Origin of the sequence: Kosakonia sp. CFBP8986 (genome assembly GCF_034044935.1) — a bacterium.
Taxonomy (GTDB): Bacteria; Pseudomonadota; Gammaproteobacteria; order Enterobacterales; family Enterobacteriaceae; genus Kosakonia; species Kosakonia cowanii.
Window position 1 is genome coordinate 405,676 of sequence record NZ_JAXCXB010000004.1, and the last position, 16,223, is coordinate 421,898.

Annotated in this window: 19 protein-coding genes; 15 read left to right on the top strand and 4 right to left on the bottom strand. The window is 55.2% G+C overall.

Annotated features, from left to right (window positions below):
* The first annotated feature begins 213 nt into the window (after positions 1–213).
* On the top strand, positions 214–1,179 hold the full coding sequence (locus SOM48_RS11470; protein WP_094422183.1) for a TerC family protein: 966 nt from the start codon (positions 214–216) through the stop codon (positions 1,177–1,179).
* A gap of 240 nt (positions 1,180–1,419) precedes the next feature.
* Complete coding sequence (sstT, locus tag SOM48_RS11475) at positions 1,420–2,664, top strand: serine/threonine transporter SstT (protein WP_320511977.1); 1,245 nt, start codon at positions 1,420–1,422, stop codon at positions 2,662–2,664.
* A 70-nt stretch (positions 2,665–2,734) separates the two neighbouring features.
* On the opposite strand, the gene SOM48_RS11480 is transcribed toward sstT, so the two are convergent.
* Positions 2,735–4,222 carry a UxaA family hydrolase gene (locus SOM48_RS11480; protein WP_320511978.1) on the bottom strand — a complete coding sequence of 496 codons (1,488 nt, stop codon included), beginning with the start codon at positions 4,220–4,222 and terminating at the stop codon, positions 2,735–2,737.
* A 17-nt stretch (positions 4,223–4,239) separates the two neighbouring features.
* Complete coding sequence (gene uxaC, locus SOM48_RS11485; RefSeq protein WP_042715472.1) at positions 4,240–5,652, bottom strand: glucuronate isomerase; 1,413 nt, start codon at positions 5,650–5,652, stop codon at positions 4,240–4,242.
* Positions 5,653–6,118: 466 nt separating this feature from the next.
* Here uxaC and SOM48_RS11490 point away from each other — a divergent pair, with 466 nt between their 5' ends.
* The 11 genes from SOM48_RS11490 (at position 6,119) to SOM48_RS11540 (ending at position 13,421) form a co-directional block, all read left to right on the top strand.
* The gene (locus tag SOM48_RS11490) at positions 6,119–7,420 is read left to right on the top strand and encodes an MFS transporter (protein ID WP_042715470.1); all 1,302 of its coding nucleotides are present in this window, start codon (positions 6,119–6,121) and stop codon (positions 7,418–7,420) included.
* A 122-nt stretch (positions 7,421–7,542) separates the two neighbouring features.
* Complete coding sequence (gene exuR / locus SOM48_RS11495) at positions 7,543–8,319, top strand: transcriptional regulator ExuR (protein WP_042715469.1); 777 nt, start codon at positions 7,543–7,545, stop codon at positions 8,317–8,319.
* 333 nt (positions 8,320–8,652) lie between these two features.
* The gene (gene yqjA, locus SOM48_RS11500; protein WP_023481014.1) at positions 8,653–9,315 is read left to right on the top strand and encodes a DedA family general envelope maintenance protein YqjA; all 663 of its coding nucleotides are present in this window, start codon (positions 8,653–8,655) and stop codon (positions 9,313–9,315) included.
* A gap of 6 nt (positions 9,316–9,321) precedes the next feature.
* The gene (gene mzrA / locus SOM48_RS11505) at positions 9,322–9,708 is read left to right on the top strand and encodes an EnvZ/OmpR regulon moderator MzrA (RefSeq protein ID WP_023480845.1); all 387 of its coding nucleotides are present in this window, start codon (positions 9,322–9,324) and stop codon (positions 9,706–9,708) included.
* Positions 9,709–9,853: 145 nt separating this feature from the next.
* Positions 9,854–10,222, top strand: a complete 369-nt coding sequence (locus SOM48_RS11510) for a DUF1090 domain-containing protein (protein ID WP_313162026.1) — start codon at positions 9,854–9,856, stop codon at positions 10,220–10,222.
* 38 nt (positions 10,223–10,260) lie between these two features.
* Positions 10,261–10,563 (top strand): ElaB/YgaM/YqjD family protein, encoded by a 303-nt coding sequence (locus SOM48_RS11515; protein WP_023480772.1) that lies wholly within the window; start codon positions 10,261–10,263, stop codon positions 10,561–10,563.
* Position 10,564: 1 nt separating this feature from the next.
* The gene (locus SOM48_RS11520; RefSeq protein ID WP_034813644.1) at positions 10,565–10,963 is read left to right on the top strand and encodes a phage holin family protein; all 399 of its coding nucleotides are present in this window, start codon (positions 10,565–10,567) and stop codon (positions 10,961–10,963) included.
* Positions 10,960–11,250, top strand: a complete 291-nt coding sequence (locus SOM48_RS11525) for a YqjK-like family protein (RefSeq protein ID WP_042715463.1) — start codon at positions 10,960–10,962, stop codon at positions 11,248–11,250. The genes SOM48_RS11520 and SOM48_RS11525 overlap by 4 nt, the downstream gene beginning before the upstream one ends.
* 212 nt (positions 11,251–11,462) lie before the next feature.
* On the top strand, positions 11,463–11,855 hold the full coding sequence (locus SOM48_RS11530; RefSeq protein ID WP_042715462.1) for a DoxX family protein: 393 nt from the start codon (positions 11,463–11,465) through the stop codon (positions 11,853–11,855).
* A 74-nt stretch (positions 11,856–11,929) separates the two neighbouring features.
* Positions 11,930–12,916: a glutathione S-transferase family protein gene (locus SOM48_RS11535; RefSeq protein ID WP_054802993.1), complete on the top strand. Its 987-nt coding sequence runs from the start codon at positions 11,930–11,932 to the stop codon at positions 12,914–12,916.
* Between the two features lie 124 nt (positions 12,917–13,040).
* Positions 13,041–13,421 carry a DUF805 domain-containing protein gene (locus SOM48_RS11540; RefSeq protein WP_289745384.1) on the top strand — a complete coding sequence of 127 codons (381 nt, stop codon included), beginning with the start codon at positions 13,041–13,043 and terminating at the stop codon, positions 13,419–13,421.
* A gap of 2 nt (positions 13,422–13,423) precedes the next feature.
* Here SOM48_RS11540 and SOM48_RS11545 read toward each other — a convergent pair whose 3' ends face one another.
* Entirely contained in the window at positions 13,424–14,320 is an 897-nt protein-coding gene (locus SOM48_RS11545; RefSeq protein WP_042715458.1) for a LysR family transcriptional regulator, read from the bottom strand.
* Between the two features lie 105 nt (positions 14,321–14,425).
* Between SOM48_RS11545 and SOM48_RS11550 the strand changes: the two genes are divergently transcribed.
* Both SOM48_RS11550 and SOM48_RS11555 read left to right on the top strand, forming a co-directional pair.
* Positions 14,426–15,127 carry a pirin family protein gene (locus SOM48_RS11550; protein WP_312203759.1) on the top strand — a complete coding sequence of 234 codons (702 nt, stop codon included), beginning with the start codon at positions 14,426–14,428 and terminating at the stop codon, positions 15,125–15,127.
* Between the two features lie 25 nt (positions 15,128–15,152).
* Positions 15,153–15,317: a hypothetical protein gene (locus SOM48_RS11555; protein WP_023480931.1), complete on the top strand. Its 165-nt coding sequence runs from the start codon at positions 15,153–15,155 to the stop codon at positions 15,315–15,317.
* A gap of 39 nt (positions 15,318–15,356) precedes the next feature.
* Here SOM48_RS11555 and SOM48_RS11560 read toward each other — a convergent pair whose 3' ends face one another.
* The gene (locus SOM48_RS11560; protein WP_320511979.1) at positions 15,357–16,109 is read right to left on the bottom strand and encodes a glutamine amidotransferase; all 753 of its coding nucleotides are present in this window, start codon (positions 16,107–16,109) and stop codon (positions 15,357–15,359) included.
* Positions 16,110–16,223 lie beyond the last annotated feature (114 nt).

The following is a 16,223-nucleotide window of genomic DNA, read 5'->3' on the forward strand; positions in this document are numbered from 1 at the left end:
TTGACCAGCTCAATGTGTTGACATAATTTGTTACCAGCAAAGGGGAGTAACTTCTTCGCCGGTGGGTCGTCATTACGGTGCGTTAAGCACCCGGTCGCCGGGCGTCGTTATCGACGTAAGTGAGACCTTGCCGGAAGGCGAGATCCCCCTGCACCAGGCAAGCGGCTAACGTCTTCTGACGTTGGCCGTTTTTGTTTGCGTGAGGATCTGCTGATGAATAGTGTTGGCACACCGATGTTATGGGGCGTTTTCGCCGTTGCCGTGGTAATGATGCTGGCGATCGACCTTCTGCTTCAGGGGCGTCGCGGCGCGCATACGATGACCATGAAGCAGGCGGCCGTGTGGTCAGTGGTGTGGGTTAGCCTGTCGCTGCTGTTTAATGCCGCCTTCTGGTGGTATCTGACGCAAACCGAAGGGCGCGCGGTCGCAGATACCCAGGCGCTGGCGTTCTTGACCGGTTATCTGATTGAAAAAGCCCTGGCGGTAGATAACGTCTTCGTCTGGCTGATGCTGTTTAGTTACTTTGCCGTCCCTGCGGCGTTGCAACGCCGGGTACTGATCTACGGCGTGCTTGGGGCGATCGTGCTGCGTACCATCATGATCTTCGCCGGTAGCTGGCTGATTACCCAGTTCTCATGGCTGCTCTACGTTTTTGGTGCTTTCCTGCTCTTTACCGGCGTGAAGATGGCGCTGGCGAAAGAGGATGAGAAGGGCATTGGCGATAAACCGGTGGTGCGCTGGCTACGTAGCCATCTGCGCATGACCGACAGCATCGAAAGTGAGCACTTCTTTGTGCGCAAAAACGGTCTGCTGTATGCCACACCGCTGCTGCTGGTGCTGATTCTGGTGGAGCTGAGCGATGTGATCTTTGCCGTCGACAGCATCCCGGCGATCTTCGCCGTCACCACCGATCCCTTTATCGTCCTTACCTCTAATCTGTTTGCCATTCTGGGGTTGCGCGCGATGTACTTCCTGCTGGCAGGCGTGGCGGAGCGCTTCTCAATGCTTAAATATGGACTGTCGGTAATTCTGGTGTTTATCGGTATTAAGATGCTAATCGTCGATTTCTTCCATATCCCGATTGCCATCTCCCTTGGCGTGGTGGGCGGTATTCTGGTGCTGACGCTGCTGATTAATAGCTGGGTCAACTACCAGAACGACAAGAAAAATCGCGCGTAAGCCGTAAATCGCCGCTCTGCCACCCCGGCGAGCGGCGATTTACCACGCCCTGTCGTGCTGGTCACAAAATGCCGACAGCAAAAATGAAAAAGACGCGCCAGAGCGTAAAAGTAGAAATCTCTCTCTTCCCTGTTCTCGCAGAGTTCATATACTCCTTTCAGCAAACAATTGTTACATCCTGACAAAGCTCTGTTTAAAAGAGCAGCGGGGTGTGATTCCACAACATGAAAGGAAAATGGCATGACAACACACCGCTCCGCGGGGTTGCTACAGCGTTTCGTTGATGGCAGCCTGGTGAAACAGATTCTTCTTGGCCTTATTCTCGGGATTTTACTGGCGTGGATCTCAACGCCCGCCGCCATCGCCACCGGTATTCTCGGTACGCTATTTGTCAGCGCCTTAAAAGCCGTTGCGCCGGTGCTGGTATTGATGCTGGTGATGGCTTCTATTGCCGGACACCAGCAGGGCCAGCGCACTCACCTTCGTCCGGTACTGGTGCTCTATTTATTAGGTACCTTTACCGCTGCACTTACCGCCGTGCTAGCCAGTTTCCTCTTCCCCTCCACTTTGCAGTTAGTACCCGGCGCCAGCGATATTACGCCGCCCTCCGGCATTATTGAGGTGCTGCGCGGCTTGCTGACCAGCATGATCGCCAACCCGGTGACGGCAATTATGGAAGCAAACTATATCGGTATCCTGGTGTGGGCCGTCGGGCTGGGTTTTGCCCTGCGTCACAGCAGTGAGACGACGAAAAAAATGGTGCAGGATATGTCGGGCGCCGTCACCTTTATGGTGCGGATCGTGATTCGTTTTGCGCCGATTGGCATTTTCGGTCTCGTCTCCTCGACCCTTGCCACGTCGGGTTTCGGCGCGCTGTTAGGCTATGCGCAACTGCTGGTGGTACTGGTGGGCTGCATGGCATTTGTCGCACTGGTCATTAACCCGCTGCTGGTCTACTGGAAGATCCGGCGCAACCCCTACCCGCTGGTCTTTACCTGCCTGCGCGAAAGCGGCGTAACGGCCTTTTTCACCCGCAGCTCGGCGGCGAATATCCCGGTCAATATGACGCTATGTGAAAAGCTCAATCTCGATCGCGACACCTACTCCGTCTCCATCCCGCTGGGAGCAACCATTAATATGGCGGGCGCAGCGATCACCATTACCGTGCTGGCGCTGGCGGCAGTGCATACGCTGGGCATTACGGTCGATCTGCCGACGGCGCTGCTGCTGAGCGTGGTGGCGTCCCTCTGTGCTTGCGGTGCATCCGGTGTGGCGGGCGGCTCGCTGCTGCTGATCCCGCTGGCCTGCAACATGTTCGGTATCTCCAACGATGTCGCGATGCAGGTGGTGGCGGTCGGCTTTATCATCGGCGTGTTGCAGGACTCCTGCGAAACCGCGCTTAACTCCTCAACCGATGTGCTGTTTAGCGCTGCGGTGTGTCAGGCGGAAGATGAGCGTCTGGTAAAGAACGCGCTGCGTAGTTAAGCGGCGGAGAGGCAAAAAAAAGCGGCGCTGTCAGGGTAGCGCCGCTTTGCTTAGTGCACCTCAGTGCGATTTATAAAGTTACACCACTTTTGAAGATGGCTAACTCACGGAAATCATTTTTCTCGTTGCAGGTCTGTTTGCCGTTAGCGATATCAACAATCACATCGACAAACTCCTCCAGAAGCTGCGGCATTGCTTTGCCGTGGATCAACTGACCTGCATCAAAATCGATCCAGTGTTTCTTTTTCGCCGCCAGCTCACTGTTGGTGGCGATTTTCACTGTCGGCACAAAACCGCCGTAGGGCGTCCCACGACCGGTGCTGAACAGCACCATATGGCAGCCGGCACCGGCTAACGCGCTGGTCGCGACCGCATCGTTGCCCGGCGCGCTCAGCAGATTGAGGCCGTGGGTTTGCAGACGCTCGCCGTAGCGCAGCACATCAACCACCTGGCTGGCACCCGCTTTCTGCGTACAGCCCAGTGACTTCTCTTCCAGCGTCGTGATACCGCCCGCTTTGTTGCCCGGTGACGGGTTTTCATAGATCGGCTGATTGTGGGCAATAAAGTACTGTTTGAAGTCGTTAACCATGGTCACGGTCTTCTCAAAGGTACTTTCGTCACGGCAATGGCTCATCAGAATGCGCTCAGCGCCGAACATCTCCGGCACTTCGGTCAGCACCGTGGTGCCGCCGTTGCCAATCACATAATCAGAAAAGCGGCCGAGCATCGGGTTGGCGGTAATACCGGAAAGCCCGTCAGAGCCGCCACACTCCAGCCCAAACTTCAGCTCGCTCAGTTTACCCGGCTCGCGCTTATCGTTACGCATCGCCTCATAGAGCGCATGCAGATGCTCAAGCCCCGCTTCCACTTCGTCGTCCTGATGTTGGCAGACCATAAAGTGGACGCGGTCAGCATCAAATTCACCCAGCGTCTGACGGAAAGCGTCAACCTGGTTGTTTTCACACCCAAGGCCAATCACCAGCACCGCGCCCGCATTCGGATGACGCACCATGTTTTGCAGCATGGTGCGCGTATTGATGTGGTCGTCGCCCAGCTGTGAACAGCCGTAGGTGTGGCTGAAGAGGTAAACGCCGTCGATATCTTCGGCGTCATGGGTCTCTTTCAGAAAGCGGTTCTGGATCTGACGGGCGATGCCATTCACGCAGCCGACCGTCGGCAGGATCCACAACTCATTACGGATCCCTACTTCCCCATTTGCCCGGCGGTAGATCTGCACGTCACGATCGCCCGCCTGACTGCCCTCATCCTGAAAATCAGGTTGATAGCTATACTCGTCCAGATCGCTGAGGTTCGTTCGCGCATTGTGGGAATGGATATACTCGCCCGACGCGATATCTGACGTCGCATGACCAATCGGCAGACCATATTTAACAATGTTTTCGCCCTGCTTAATGGTGTGCAGCGCAAACTTATGCCCGCGCGATACGGCCTGGCGCAGCTGTACGGTCTGGTTGTCGATAACGACTTCCGCGCCTTCAGCAAGATCGGCCAGCGCTACTGCGACGTTATCCAGCGAATGGATCTTGATGTATTGCATATCAACCTCAAACGGCCCTAGTTCAGTTCAATCGCGAAGTAATCACGCGCATTGTTAAAGCAGATGTTTTTCACCATTTCACCCAGCAGCTGAATGTCAGCCGGAGCTTCGCCCGCTTCAACCCAGCGGCCAATCATCTGGCAGAGGATGCGGCGGAAATATTCATGACGGGTGTAGGAGAGGAAGCTGCGGCTGTCGGTCAGCATGCCGACAAAGCGGCTCAGCAGGCCAAGCTGCGCAAGCTGGGTCATCTGACGCTCCATGCCATCTTTCTGATCGTTAAACCACCAGCCGGAGCCGAACTGCATTTTGCCCGGCATGCCTTCCCCCTGGAAGTTACCGATCATCGTACCCAGCACTTCGTTATCGCGCGGGTTCAGGCAGTAAAGGATGGTTTTCGGCAGCAGGTTATCTTCATTCTGCTTGCTCAGCAGTTTGGATAGCTCTTCCGCCAGCGGACGGTCATTGATGGAGTCGAAGCCGACATCCGGGCCGAGCAGTTTGAACTGACGCTGGTTGTTATTACGCAGCGCGCCGATGTGGTACTGCTGTACCCATTCGCGACGGGCATACTCCGCGCCGAGCCATACCAGCACCGCAGTTTTAAACTGCGCCACCTCTTTTTCGCTCAGCGTTTCACCCGCCAGGCGACGCGCCAGAATGGCGTCCAGCTCTGATTCAGATGCTTCGGCAAACAGCACCACGTCCAGCGCGTGGTCAGAGACTTTACAGCCATGCGCGGCAAAGTGATCGAGGCGTTTGGTCAGCGCGGTTTGCAGATCGGTAAAGCGGCGAATCTCGGTATCAGAGACTTCACCCAGTTTCGCCATGTAGTCGTTAAAGGTCGCCTGTTCAATATTGAAGGCTTTATCCGGACGCCAGCTCGGCAGCACTTTGGTGCTGAAAGTCGTCTCTTTGGCGATGGCCGCGTGGTGCTCCAGGGAGTCAATCGGGTCATCGGTGGTGCCGACCATTTTGACGTTCATCTGCTGCATGATGCCGCGTGCGGAGAAGCTATCCTGCGCCAGCAGTGCGTTACCACGCTCCCAGATCTCATCAGCCGTAGCAGGCGACAGCAGCTTACCTGTAATACCAAACGGGCGGCGCAGCTCAAGATGCGTCCAGTGGTATAACGGGTTGCCAATAGTGTGCGGTACGGTCGCCGCCCAGGCGTCAAACTTCTCACGATCCGACGCATCGCCGGTGCAGAGACGCTCCGGCACGCCGTTAGTGCGCATCGCACGCCACTTGTAGTGGTCACCTTTCAACCAGATGTCATACAGGTTTTTGAAACGGTAATCTTCCGCGATCTGCTGCGGCGGCAGGTGGCAGTGGTAGTCGAAAATCGGCTGGTCTTTGGCGTAGTCGTGGTACAGACGGCGGGCAAATTCGGTATCTAGCAGGAAATCTTCGGTCATAAACGGGGTCATTATCGTCTTCCTCTCAACGAGTGCGTCTGATGTCTACCTTAATGCTGTCAAAGTTATCACACCAATTTCTATAGACCGAAGGTATTTTCGTGAGTTGGATCAATAAAAGCAGACAAAAACTGACACGCTAATTGGTTAAACCGCCCGCCAGGCCGCGCCAAATCTGGCTCTCCGCGCCGGAGCTAAAGACCACACAAAGAAAAACACTTTTGTGATGTCACTCACCTTTTCAAGTTGTATGACAAGTTATCTTGCTGCCGTCGAATTGATAACCCGACGGAATGCATTCCCGATAAGACGTTAATCGGAATTAACGGTACGGACGCCGACTTACAAACAGAACGTTTACTGATGGCAGACTTGGGCCGTAGCGGAACCTCTTTCCGTTTACGCCCTCCCGTTTCCACCCTCCGATGCGAGCGAAGGGTGTCCGCGCAAGCGGTAATAACATAACGATGAGGTTTACATGCGTAAAATCAAAGGATTACGTTGGTACATGATAGCACTGGTGACGGTCGGCACCGTGCTTGGCTACCTGACACGTAACACCATAGCGGCAGCCGCTCCGACGTTGATGGAAGAGTTACACATCTCGACTCAGCAATATTCGTATATCATCGCGGCCTATTCTGCGGCCTACACCATCATGCAGCCGGTTGCGGGCTACGTCCTCGACATTCTGGGCACCAAAATTGGTTACGCCTTTTTCGCAATTACCTGGGCTATCTTCTGCGGTGCCACCGCACTGGCAGGCAGCTGGGGCGGTCTGGCACTGGCACGCGGCGCCGTGGGCGCAGCTGAAGCGGCGATGATCCCGGCAGGCCTGAAAGCGGCTTCCGAATGGTTCCCGGCAAAAGAGCGCTCCATCGCCGTCGGCTACTTCAACGTCGGTTCATCGATTGGCGCGATGATTGCGCCGCCGCTGGTGGTATGGGCAATCGTTATGCACAGTTGGGAGATGGCGTTCGTTATCTCTGGCGTACTGAGCTTTATCTGGGCGATGGCCTGGCTCATCTTCTATAAGCACCCGCGCGATCAGAAAAAATTGAGCGAAGAGGAGCGTGAATACATCATTGGCGGTCAGGAAGCACAGCACCAGACCAACAACGGCAAGAAAATGTCCGTTCGCCAGATCCTTGGCACCCGCCAGTTCTGGGGTATCGCGCTGCCGCGTTTTCTGGCTGAACCAGCCTGGGGTACCTTTAACGCCTGGATCCCGCTGTTCATGTTCAAAGTGTATGGCTTTAACCTGAAAGAGATTGCGATGTTCGCCTGGATGCCGATGCTGTTCGCGGATCTCGGTTGTATTGTGGGCGGTTATCTGCCGCCGCTGTTCCAGCGCATCTTCGGCGTGAACCTGATTGTCTCGCGTAAAATGGTGGTCACCATGGGCGCGCTGCTGATGATTGGCCCAGGCATGATTGGTCTCTTCACCAGCCCGTATGTGGCGATTGGCCTGCTCTGTATCGGCGGCTTTGCGCACCAGTCTCTCTCCGGCGCGCTGATTACGCTCTCTTCCGACGTGTTTGGTCGTAACGAAGTGGCAACTGCCAACGGTCTGACCGGGATGGCGGCATGGATGGCAAGCACCATGTTCGCCCTGGTAGTGGGTGCGCTGGCAGATACCATCGGCTTTAGCCCGCTGTTCGCGGTACTGGCGCTGTTTGACCTGATGGGCGCGGTGCTCATCTGGACGGTGCTGAAAAACAAATCTGCCGAAGAGGTAGCAAAAGAGCAGGCTGTCGGCTCGCCCGCCGCACAAAGTTAGCCCCGCTTTTTTTAAAACTATTTAAAGCCGCCTGAGGGCGGCTTTTTCGTTATTGACAATGGTGAGAAGGCACTAAAAGTGGTATAACAAATCCCATTATTGCCCTCTCCTCTGGAGCTTGTATGGAAATCTCCGAACCACGACGTCTCTACCAGCAACTTGCCGCCGAGCTTAAAAGCCGGATTGAGCAAGGCGTTTATCTTGTGGGAGAGAAGCTGCCCGCCGAACGCTTTATCGCCGATGAGAAAAGCGTCAGCCGGACCGTGGTGCGTGAAGCGATCATCATGCTCGAAGTGGAGGGGTATGTCGAAGTGCGTAAAGGCTCCGGCATTCACGTTATCTCCAACCAGGCGCGCCATACACAAGCGCCGGATGAGAATCTTGAGTTCGCCAGCTACGGTCCTTTTGAGCTGCTGCAGGCGCGCCAGCTGATTGAGAGCAATATCGCGGAGTTCGCTGCTACGCAGGTGACGAAGCAGGACATCATGAAGCTGATGGAGATCCAGGACAAAGCCCGCAAAGAGAAGTGTTTTCGCGACTCTGAATGGGATTTGCAGTTCCACGTACAGGTGGCGCTGGCAACGCAGAATACGGCCCTGGCCGCTATCGTTGAAAAGATGTGGACACAGCGCGTGCACAACCCCTACTGGAAGAAACTGCACGACCATATCGATCTGCGCACCGTTGATAACTGGTGTGACGATCATGACCAGATCCTGAAAGCGCTGATCCGTAAAGATCCCCACGGCGCGAAGCTGGCGATGTGGCAGCACCTGGAGAACACCAAACAGATGCTGTTTAACGAAACCAGCGACGACTTTGAGTTCAATGCCGACCGCTACCTCTTCGCCGATAACCCGGTCGTTCATCTCGATACGGCGGCTAACGGCACGAAATAAAAAATCCTCTACAGGCGCGCACTTACACCGCGCCTGTAAGAATTTTGGGTAAGTGAAAAGTATAGAGTGTCAGCGTGTGTAAATACCCTCGCCTCTTTCCGCCTTCCCCCGGCAAAATCACTTCTGAGCGCTTTTCTGACTGACGCATTACCTCAGCCTTTGTTACAATTGGATGCATTTCGCTTCTGTGTGAGTCAGCGCTTGCTCACAGCGCCTCACCAGGATGACCCCTGCACCGGATGTGCCACGAGCGACCATAATGTATGAGAACGTATCGCCGTGCTGTTTCGTACGTAGCAGACGTGACGTAAACCGATGTACCAGGAACACCGAATGGAACTTTTAAGCCAGTTACTTCACGCCCTTTGGAGCCAGGATTTTGAGACGCTGTCGCAGCCTGGCATGATCGGCATGCTCTATTTCGTTTTATTTGTCATTTTATTTCTGGAAAACGGTTTGCTGCCGGCGGCGTTTCTGCCCGGTGATAGCCTGCTGGTGCTGGTTGGCGTATTGATTGCCAAAGGTGCGCTGGGCTATCCGCAAACTCTGTTACTGCTTACCGTCGCTGCAAGTACAGGCTGCTGGCTGAGCTACATTCAGGGGCGCTGGCTTGGCAACACGCGGCTGGTGCAGAAATGGCTCTCTCATCTTCCGGCACACTACCACCAGCGCGCGCACCATCTGTTCCATAAACATGGGCTGTCGGCGCTGTTAGTCGGGCGCTTTATCGCATTTGTTCGCACATTGCTGCCAACTATTGCCGGACTCTCTGGTCTGAGCAATACGCGTTTTCAATTTTTCAACTGGATGAGCGGCCTGCTGTGGGTGCTGATCCTGACAACGCTGGGTTACCTGTTGGGCATCACGCCGGTGTTTAAAAAGTATGAAGATGCGTTGATGTCCTGTTTGATGCTGCTTCCGGTGGTGCTGCTGGTGATTGGCCTGGTGGGCTCGCTGGTGGTGTTGTGGAAGAAAAAACATAGCAATCGGAGCTAAAAGACAATGGAACTGCGTGCGCCTTTTCTGCGCTGGGTATTTACAAGCCTCACTGCTGCGGCGCTCTTTTGCGTGCTGTTTCTCGCCTGGACGGCGGTGCAAAATCGCGAGTCGACGCTTGCGATCCGCCCGCTGACGCAAAACATTACCGTGCCGGATGGATTCTCCATCTGGCATCATCTCGACGCCAACGGCATTCACTTTAAAAGCATCACCCCGCAGGATGACACCCTGCTGATTAAATTCGACTCCAGCGAGCAGAGCGCCGCCGCCAAGGCCGTGCTGGATCGCACTCTCCCCCAGGGGTATGTCATTGCCGCTCAGGATGATGCCGACACCCAAACTTCTGCGTGGCTTAACCGCCTGCGCAACAGCACACACAGATTCGGCTAACCTCTCCAGGATTCTGAATCTTTTCACTAACTTTGGTGTTTAGCCGTTACTTAACTATGCTTGAGTAACGGGACCAGGGTTCACATTACGTAACTGGATGCTGGCGTACCCTGTTTCGCCAGCTAACAACGGAAGGTTATCGATTATGAAAAACCGCATCGCTATGGCGCTGGCTCTTTTTTCTGTTAGCGCTTTTTCCCATGCTGCTTCACCGTGTCAGGAAAAAGAGCATGAGATCCAACGCGAAATCAGCTATGCCGAAAAGCATAACAATCAGAGCCGTATTGACGGGTTGAATAAAGCCCTGCGCGAAGTTCGCGCCAACTGTTCTGATGAGAAGCTGCGTGCTGCGCATCAGAAGAAAATCGCTAAACAGAAAGAAGAGATTGCCGAGCGCCGTCGTGACCTGAGCGAAGCGAAAGAGAAAGGCGATGCGGACAAGATTCACAAGCGAGAGCACAAGCTGAAAGAGGCTCAGCAGGAGCTGAAATCTCTTGAAGCGCGTGACTACTGATTAAATGGAAATGACCACACACTCACCTGGAGAGAATTATGTCGAAAGATAATGCTGACCATCTGCGCGCTGAGTTGAAATCGCTGGCGGACACCCTGGAAGAAGTGCTGGGTAATTCTGGTGAAAAATCGAAAGAAGAGCTGAGCAAGCTGCGTACCAAAGCGGAAAAAGCGCTGCGTAACAGCCGCGACCGCCTGGGCGATACCGGCGATGTTATTGCTCGTCAGACCCGCGAAGCCGCTGCCCGTACCGACGAGTACGTGCGTGATAATCCGTGGGCCAGCGTTGGCATCGGCGCCGCAATCGGCGTGGTGTTAGGCGTTCTGATGTCGCGTCGCTGATATGGCGGATTCACGATACGCGCAAGGGCCTGGCAAAAGCGCGCTCGGGATTGGTCAGCGTATGCTGACCATTCTGGTTGAAATGGTTGAGACCCGCCTGCGGCTGGCGGTTGTTGAGCTTGAAGAAGAGAAAGCCAACTTATTCCAGCTGCTCCTGATGGTGGGGCTGACCATGCTTTTCGCCGCATTTGGCCTGATGAGTCTGATGGTGCTAATTATTTGGGCCGTCGATCCGCAATATCGCTTGAATGTGATGATTGCAACCACCGTAGTGTTACTGGTGCTGGCGCTGATAGGCGGCATTTCGACACTGCGTAAAGCGCGGGCCTCGACACTGCTGCGTCACACACGCCAGGAGTTGTCGAACGATCGCGCCTTGCTGGAGGACGATAAATCGTGAGCAGCAAAGCCGAACGTCTGAAGCGTAAAGCGCAATTGCTCAGCATGATCCAGCAGCAACGTCTGGATCTCACCGCCGGACGCCGGGACTGGCTTGAAGCCACCGGCGCTTACGATCGCGGCTGGAACACGCTGTTAAGCCTGCGCTCATGGGCGCTGGTAGGCAGTAGCGCAATGGCTATCTGGAGCGTTCGCCATCCTAATATGCTGGTGCGCTGGGCCAGACGCGGTTTCGGTGCCTGGAGCATGTGGCGGCTGGTGAAATCCACCGTTAATGCGCAGCGCTAAAGCGTCACTTGCTTGCTAACACGGGCGATCCTGGGATCGCCCGTTTGCTTTTGTGCTTGGGCAATTTTTTTGAAAGATTTCGACAGTTTTCCTAGCTAACAATATTTTCCCTCCGCGATTAATATCCTCTCCATCAACTGCAAGCCCGCGGCATACGCCGTTTCTTACACAATTTTTACTGCATAACGCCTATGTGGTTCCTGGAGAGAAAGATGAAAAAATTAGACGATGTTGGTTTCCTGGTTGCTCGTATCCTGATGCCAATCCTGTTTATCGTTGCAGGCTGGGGCAAAATCACCGGTTATGCAGGTACTCAGCAATATATGGAATCGATGGGCGTACCGGGCTTCTTTCTGCCGCTGACCATCCTGCTTGAGTTTGGCGGCGGTCTGGCCATTCTGTTCGGCTTCCTGACCCGCACCACCGCGCTGTTCACCGCTGGCTTTACGCTGCTGACGGCGTTTATCTTCCACAACAACTTTGCGGAAGGCGCGAACTCCATTATGTTCATGAAAAACCTGACCATCGCTGGCGGCTACCTGCTGCTGGGCATCACCGGTCCGGGCGCGTTCAGCATCGACCGCGTACTGAATAAAAAGTGGTAAGCGCTCTATACTGACTGAATACACCAAAGCGAGGAGTCCACTCCTCGCTTTTGCTATCAGAAGGAGAAGCAGCAATGGGACAACTGATTGACGGCGTCTGGCACGACACCTGGTATGACACCAAATCCACCGGCGGGCGCTTTAAACGTTCAGAATCGGCGTTTCGCAACTGGCTGACCGCCGATGGCGCTGCCGGCCCCTCTGGCGAAGGCGGGTTTGCCGCTGAAAAAGATCGCTACCATCTCTATGTTTCGCTCGCCTGCCCCTGGGCCCACCGCACGCTGATTTTGCGTAAGCTGAAAGGTCTGGAGCCTTTTTTACCGGTTTCGGTGGTGCATCCGCTGATGCTGGAAAATGGCTGGACCTTTGGCGATGATTTTCCCGCCGCGACGGGCGATACCCTCTATCAGCATGAGTTTCTCTATCAACTCTATCTGCATGCCGATCCGCACTATACCGGGCGCGTAACGGTGCCTGTGGTGTGGGATAAGAAGAACCACACCATCGTCAGCAATGAATCGGCGGATATTATTCGCATGTTCAATACCGCATTTGATGGGCTGGGTGCTAAAGCCGGGGATTACTACCCGCCTGAGCTGCGCGAGAAGATTGACGAGCTGAATGGCTGGATCTACGACAATGTGAATAACGGCGTCTACAAAGCCGGTTTCGCCACCAGCCAGCAGGCCTATGATGAAGCGGTAACCGGGGTGTTTAGTGCGCTGGAGCGCCTGGAGCAGATCCTTGGGCGGCACCGCTATTTGACGGGCGATCGCCTGACCGAAGCGGATATCCGTTTATGGACAACGCTGGTGCGCTTCGATCCGGTCTATGTGACGCACTTTAAATGCGATAAGCGCCGCATCAGTGATTACCTTAACCTGCATGGTTTCCTGCGCGACCTCTACCAGATGCCGGGCATTGCCGAGACGGTTGATTTTGCGCATATCCGCAATCACTACTATCGCAGCCATAAAACGCTGAACCCGACAGGGATTATCTCTATCGGCCCGTGGCAGGATCTTGATGAACCGCACGGTCGTGACAGCCGTTTTTCCTGAACTTTCGGGCGCGTCACATCGCGCCCAAATAATTCCCCGCCCGACTTATCCCTTTGTAAATTTGCCGTCTATTCTTACTCTTATCGTTGTTAAAACAACGGATTGACCGTTGACCGAGGTAAAAATGGACTGGTATTTCTGGGTACTTCGTAATTACGCCACTTTCCACGGACGCGCCCATCGCCGCGAATTCTGGATGTTCACACTCGTTAACATCATCCTGTTCGGCGTGCTGAATGTGATTGACCGTATCGTGGGCTGGCACCATATCTTAAGCCTTGTTTACGCCCTGCTGATGCTGGTGCCGACGCTGGCGGTACAGGTGCGCCGCCTGCATGACACCAATCGCAGCTGGCGCTGGCTGCTGCTGATGATTATTCCGCTGTTTGGCTCGCTGGTGCTGCTCGCGTTTTATAGCCAGCGCGGCACGCCGCAGGAGAACGAATTCGGCCCGGAACCGCAGCCCTTCCCGCAAATAGTGCATGCGACCGAGCGCGGCGCGTAGCGTTATTTACCGGCAAAAAGCTTGGGTATCTCGCGCAGGCACCACGATTTGCCCTCGCCCATGCTGTCGCGGCGCCAGGCCATAATAATATCCACCTCGCTGGTGTATTCCGGGCTGACCACGCGCAGGCGGCCCTCCGCAATATCACGCTCAACCAGCGGATAGGGCATGGTGGCGACGCCCAGCCCGGCGAGTAGCGCCTGACGTTTATCTTCAATTGTACTGACCGTCAGCCTCGGCTGTTTATCCAGCAGCTGAACCGTAAGTACCGGGCGTTCGCGGGCGGTATCTGCTACCGCCACGCCGCGATACTTCACGCGCGTCACTTCGGAGAGTGGCTCCGGCTCCTGATGAATCGGGTGCTGCGGCGCGGCGACATAGACGTTCATCACGGTATAGAGCTTGCGGGAGTTGATCTCCGATGAGGAGCGAAAGTGCATATCCGGCGCGATAACAATATCCGCCCGCCCCTGCTCCAGCCGCTCCCAGGCTCCCGCCAGCACTTCGGTGATAATCGATAGTTGGGTGGTGGCTTTCGCCGCCAGCCTCTCCACCAGCGGAAACAGCTCCACCGTTGGTACAAGCGCTTCCGTCACCAGCGTTAAATGGGTTTCCCAGCCGCGCGCCAGCGCTTCGGCGTCGGTCGTTAATTTATCAGCCGCTTCCAGCAGAACGCGCCCGCGCTCCAGCAGCATACGTCCGACATTGGTGAATTTGGTGCGGTGGCCGGAGCGGTCAAACAGCACCACATCCAGCTCTTCTTCAAGTTTTTGCATGGTGTAGCTGAGCGCGGAGGGGACGCGTCCCAGTTCATCCGCAGCGGCGGCAAAGCTACCGCGGCGGTCAATTGCATCCATCACGCGCAGTGCTTCCAGCGTCAGTGCCCTTTCTTTGGCCATAGGTGTTCTCATTCAGGAAATTTGAACATACCGGGCAGAATATCTGGCTAACAATGCAGCGTCCATCCCTTTAACATTGTTTTAAGTAAAGAGAGGTCAAGAATAATGATTACTACCCGAACGGCAAAACAGTGCGGACAAGCTGACTTCGGCTGGCTTAAAGCTCGCTACACCTTCTCCTTTGGACACTACTTTGATCCCAAACTGCTGGGTTATGCATCACTGCGCGTGCTGAACCAGGAAGTGCTCGCACCAGGGGCTTCTTTGCAGCCGCGCGCCTATCCGAAAGTGGATATTTTGAATCTGATTCTGGAAGGTGAAGCGGAGTACCGCGACAGCGAAGGCCACCATGTGCAGGCAAAAGCGGGTGAAGCGCTGCTTATCGCAACCCAGCCAGGCATCAGTTACAGTGAGCACAATCTGAGTAAAGACAAGTCGCTAACGCGCATGCAGCTATGGCTGGATGCCTGCCCGGAGCGGGAAAACGCGCCGGTGCAGAAGCTGCCCATTGCTGATGGTACCTGCCAGTTGCTGGCCTCGCCCGATGGCGATAAAGGTAGCATGCAGCTGCGTCAGCAGGTGTGGCTGCACCATATTTCGCTTAATAAAGGCGAAGAGCTGAAAATCGAATTACACGGACCGCGAGCCTATCTGCAGTCCATTCACGGGACGGTGCATGCCGTCACCCATCACAAAGAGCAAGAAGCCCTCACCTGCGGTGATGGCGCTTTCATTCGTGATGAAGCCACTATCACGCTGGTCGCCGACACGCCGCTTCGCGCGCTGTTGGTTGATTTACCGGTGTAATGAACATTTTTTATCAGGTGAGTAAATGAGTATCCGCACTATGTACAGTTCGTTCGATCGTGTCACCACGAGCCAGGAGAGTTCCGCCGCCGCAAACCAGGCGTTCGGGTTTGAAGAGATGCTGACGGAGCTGGAAGTGATCGTCGAAGAAGCCGTTGTCCGTCTTGCTGAGGAAGAAGAAGCCGCCTGATTGCCAGCCCCGGCGCACGCCGGGGTTCTGTTCCTGCCTTTATGAGGCCGCGCGCAGTGAAAGCGCCCTCTCCTGTCTGAATGCCTCCTGCATAAACCGCCGTAAAATCTCCGCCGCATCCGGCGCGGGTATGACGCCAGCGATTAAGCTGTCGGTATCGCCACCCTCTTTTTCGATATGGGGACGGTTAAGCCGTAGCAGATCTGTAGCGATCTCCGGTCGCATTTCGGGGTGAAACTGCACCGAAAACGCATTCGGCCCGTAACGCACGATCTGATGCGGATCGTGAACCGAGGCACCGAGCACCGTAGCGCCAATGGGTAAACGGGTAACCGTCTGTCGATGGGTCAGGTGCGCGGGAAAGCTCTCTTCAAGATGCGCAAGCAGCGGATCGTGAGCGGCGGCGGCATTGAGATAAACGGTTTTGGTTCCCGCTTCACGGCCATCCTTGTGATACTGCACATCGCCGCCCAGCGCCCAGGCCATCAGTTGATGACCATAGCAGACGCCAAACAGCGGCATTTCCATCGCCATCGCCTTGCGGATCCACGCAGCGGTCTGCTCGCTCCAGGGCAATCTGTCCGTGACCATCGCCCAGGATCCGGTGATGATCGCCGCCCGACGCGGATCCGGTGTCGGCAGCGCTTCGCCTTCGAACACGCGGATCACCTCGACATCATCAAGCTCACATCCCAGCAGTTGGCAAAACCAGAGTGGCACATCGCCGTGCGCGTCGCGCATGGTCTGTGGAGCGTTCCCCATCTGGAGAATCAAAATCGATTTTTGTTCCATAACAGCAACGCCTCCCGTGGCGAAAAAATAGACATGTGCCAGACAGGGTAGCGCGTTTCGCCGCGAGGTTGATCGATTAATTGTTTATGAATTAGACAGAATTAGCGTAGAGAG

What these genes read in the sequence shown, in the direction of transcription:
- SOM48_RS11530 (WP_042715462.1), top strand. Translation starts at nt 11,463, where the DNA reads ATGAAAAAATTAGACGATGTTGGTTTCCTGGTTGCTCGTATCCTGATG.
- SOM48_RS11490 (WP_042715470.1), top strand. Translation starts at nt 6,119, where the DNA reads ATGCGTAAAATCAAAGGATTACGTTGGTACATGATAGCACTGGTGACG.
- uxaC (WP_042715472.1), bottom strand. Translation starts at nt 5,652, where the DNA reads ATGACCCCGTTTATGACCGAAGATTTCCTGCTAGATACCGAATTTGCC.
- sstT (WP_320511977.1), top strand. Translation starts at nt 1,420, where the DNA reads ATGACAACACACCGCTCCGCGGGGTTGCTACAGCGTTTCGTTGATGGC.
- SOM48_RS11510 (WP_313162026.1), top strand. Translation starts at nt 9,854, where the DNA reads ATGAAAAACCGCATCGCTATGGCGCTGGCTCTTTTTTCTGTTAGCGCT.
- SOM48_RS11555 (WP_023480931.1), top strand. Translation starts at nt 15,153, where the DNA reads ATGAGTATCCGCACTATGTACAGTTCGTTCGATCGTGTCACCACGAGC.
- SOM48_RS11560 (WP_320511979.1), bottom strand. Translation starts at nt 16,109, where the DNA reads ATGGAACAAAAATCGATTTTGATTCTCCAGATGGGGAACGCTCCACAG.
- SOM48_RS11545 (WP_042715458.1), bottom strand. Translation starts at nt 14,320, where the DNA reads ATGGCCAAAGAAAGGGCACTGACGCTGGAAGCACTGCGCGTGATGGAT.
- mzrA (WP_023480845.1), top strand. Translation starts at nt 9,322, where the DNA reads ATGGAACTGCGTGCGCCTTTTCTGCGCTGGGTATTTACAAGCCTCACT.
- SOM48_RS11480 (WP_320511978.1), bottom strand. Translation starts at nt 4,222, where the DNA reads ATGCAATACATCAAGATCCATTCGCTGGATAACGTCGCAGTAGCGCTG.
- SOM48_RS11540 (WP_289745384.1), top strand. Translation starts at nt 13,041, where the DNA reads ATGGACTGGTATTTCTGGGTACTTCGTAATTACGCCACTTTCCACGGA.
- SOM48_RS11520 (WP_034813644.1), top strand. Translation starts at nt 10,565, where the DNA reads ATGGCGGATTCACGATACGCGCAAGGGCCTGGCAAAAGCGCGCTCGGG.
- yqjA (WP_023481014.1), top strand. Translation starts at nt 8,653, where the DNA reads ATGGAACTTTTAAGCCAGTTACTTCACGCCCTTTGGAGCCAGGATTTT.
- SOM48_RS11470 (WP_094422183.1), top strand. Translation starts at nt 214, where the DNA reads ATGAATAGTGTTGGCACACCGATGTTATGGGGCGTTTTCGCCGTTGCC.
- SOM48_RS11535 (WP_054802993.1), top strand. Translation starts at nt 11,930, where the DNA reads ATGGGACAACTGATTGACGGCGTCTGGCACGACACCTGGTATGACACC.
- exuR (WP_042715469.1), top strand. Translation starts at nt 7,543, where the DNA reads ATGGAAATCTCCGAACCACGACGTCTCTACCAGCAACTTGCCGCCGAG.
- SOM48_RS11515 (WP_023480772.1), top strand. Translation starts at nt 10,261, where the DNA reads ATGTCGAAAGATAATGCTGACCATCTGCGCGCTGAGTTGAAATCGCTG.
- SOM48_RS11550 (WP_312203759.1), top strand. Translation starts at nt 14,426, where the DNA reads ATGATTACTACCCGAACGGCAAAACAGTGCGGACAAGCTGACTTCGGC.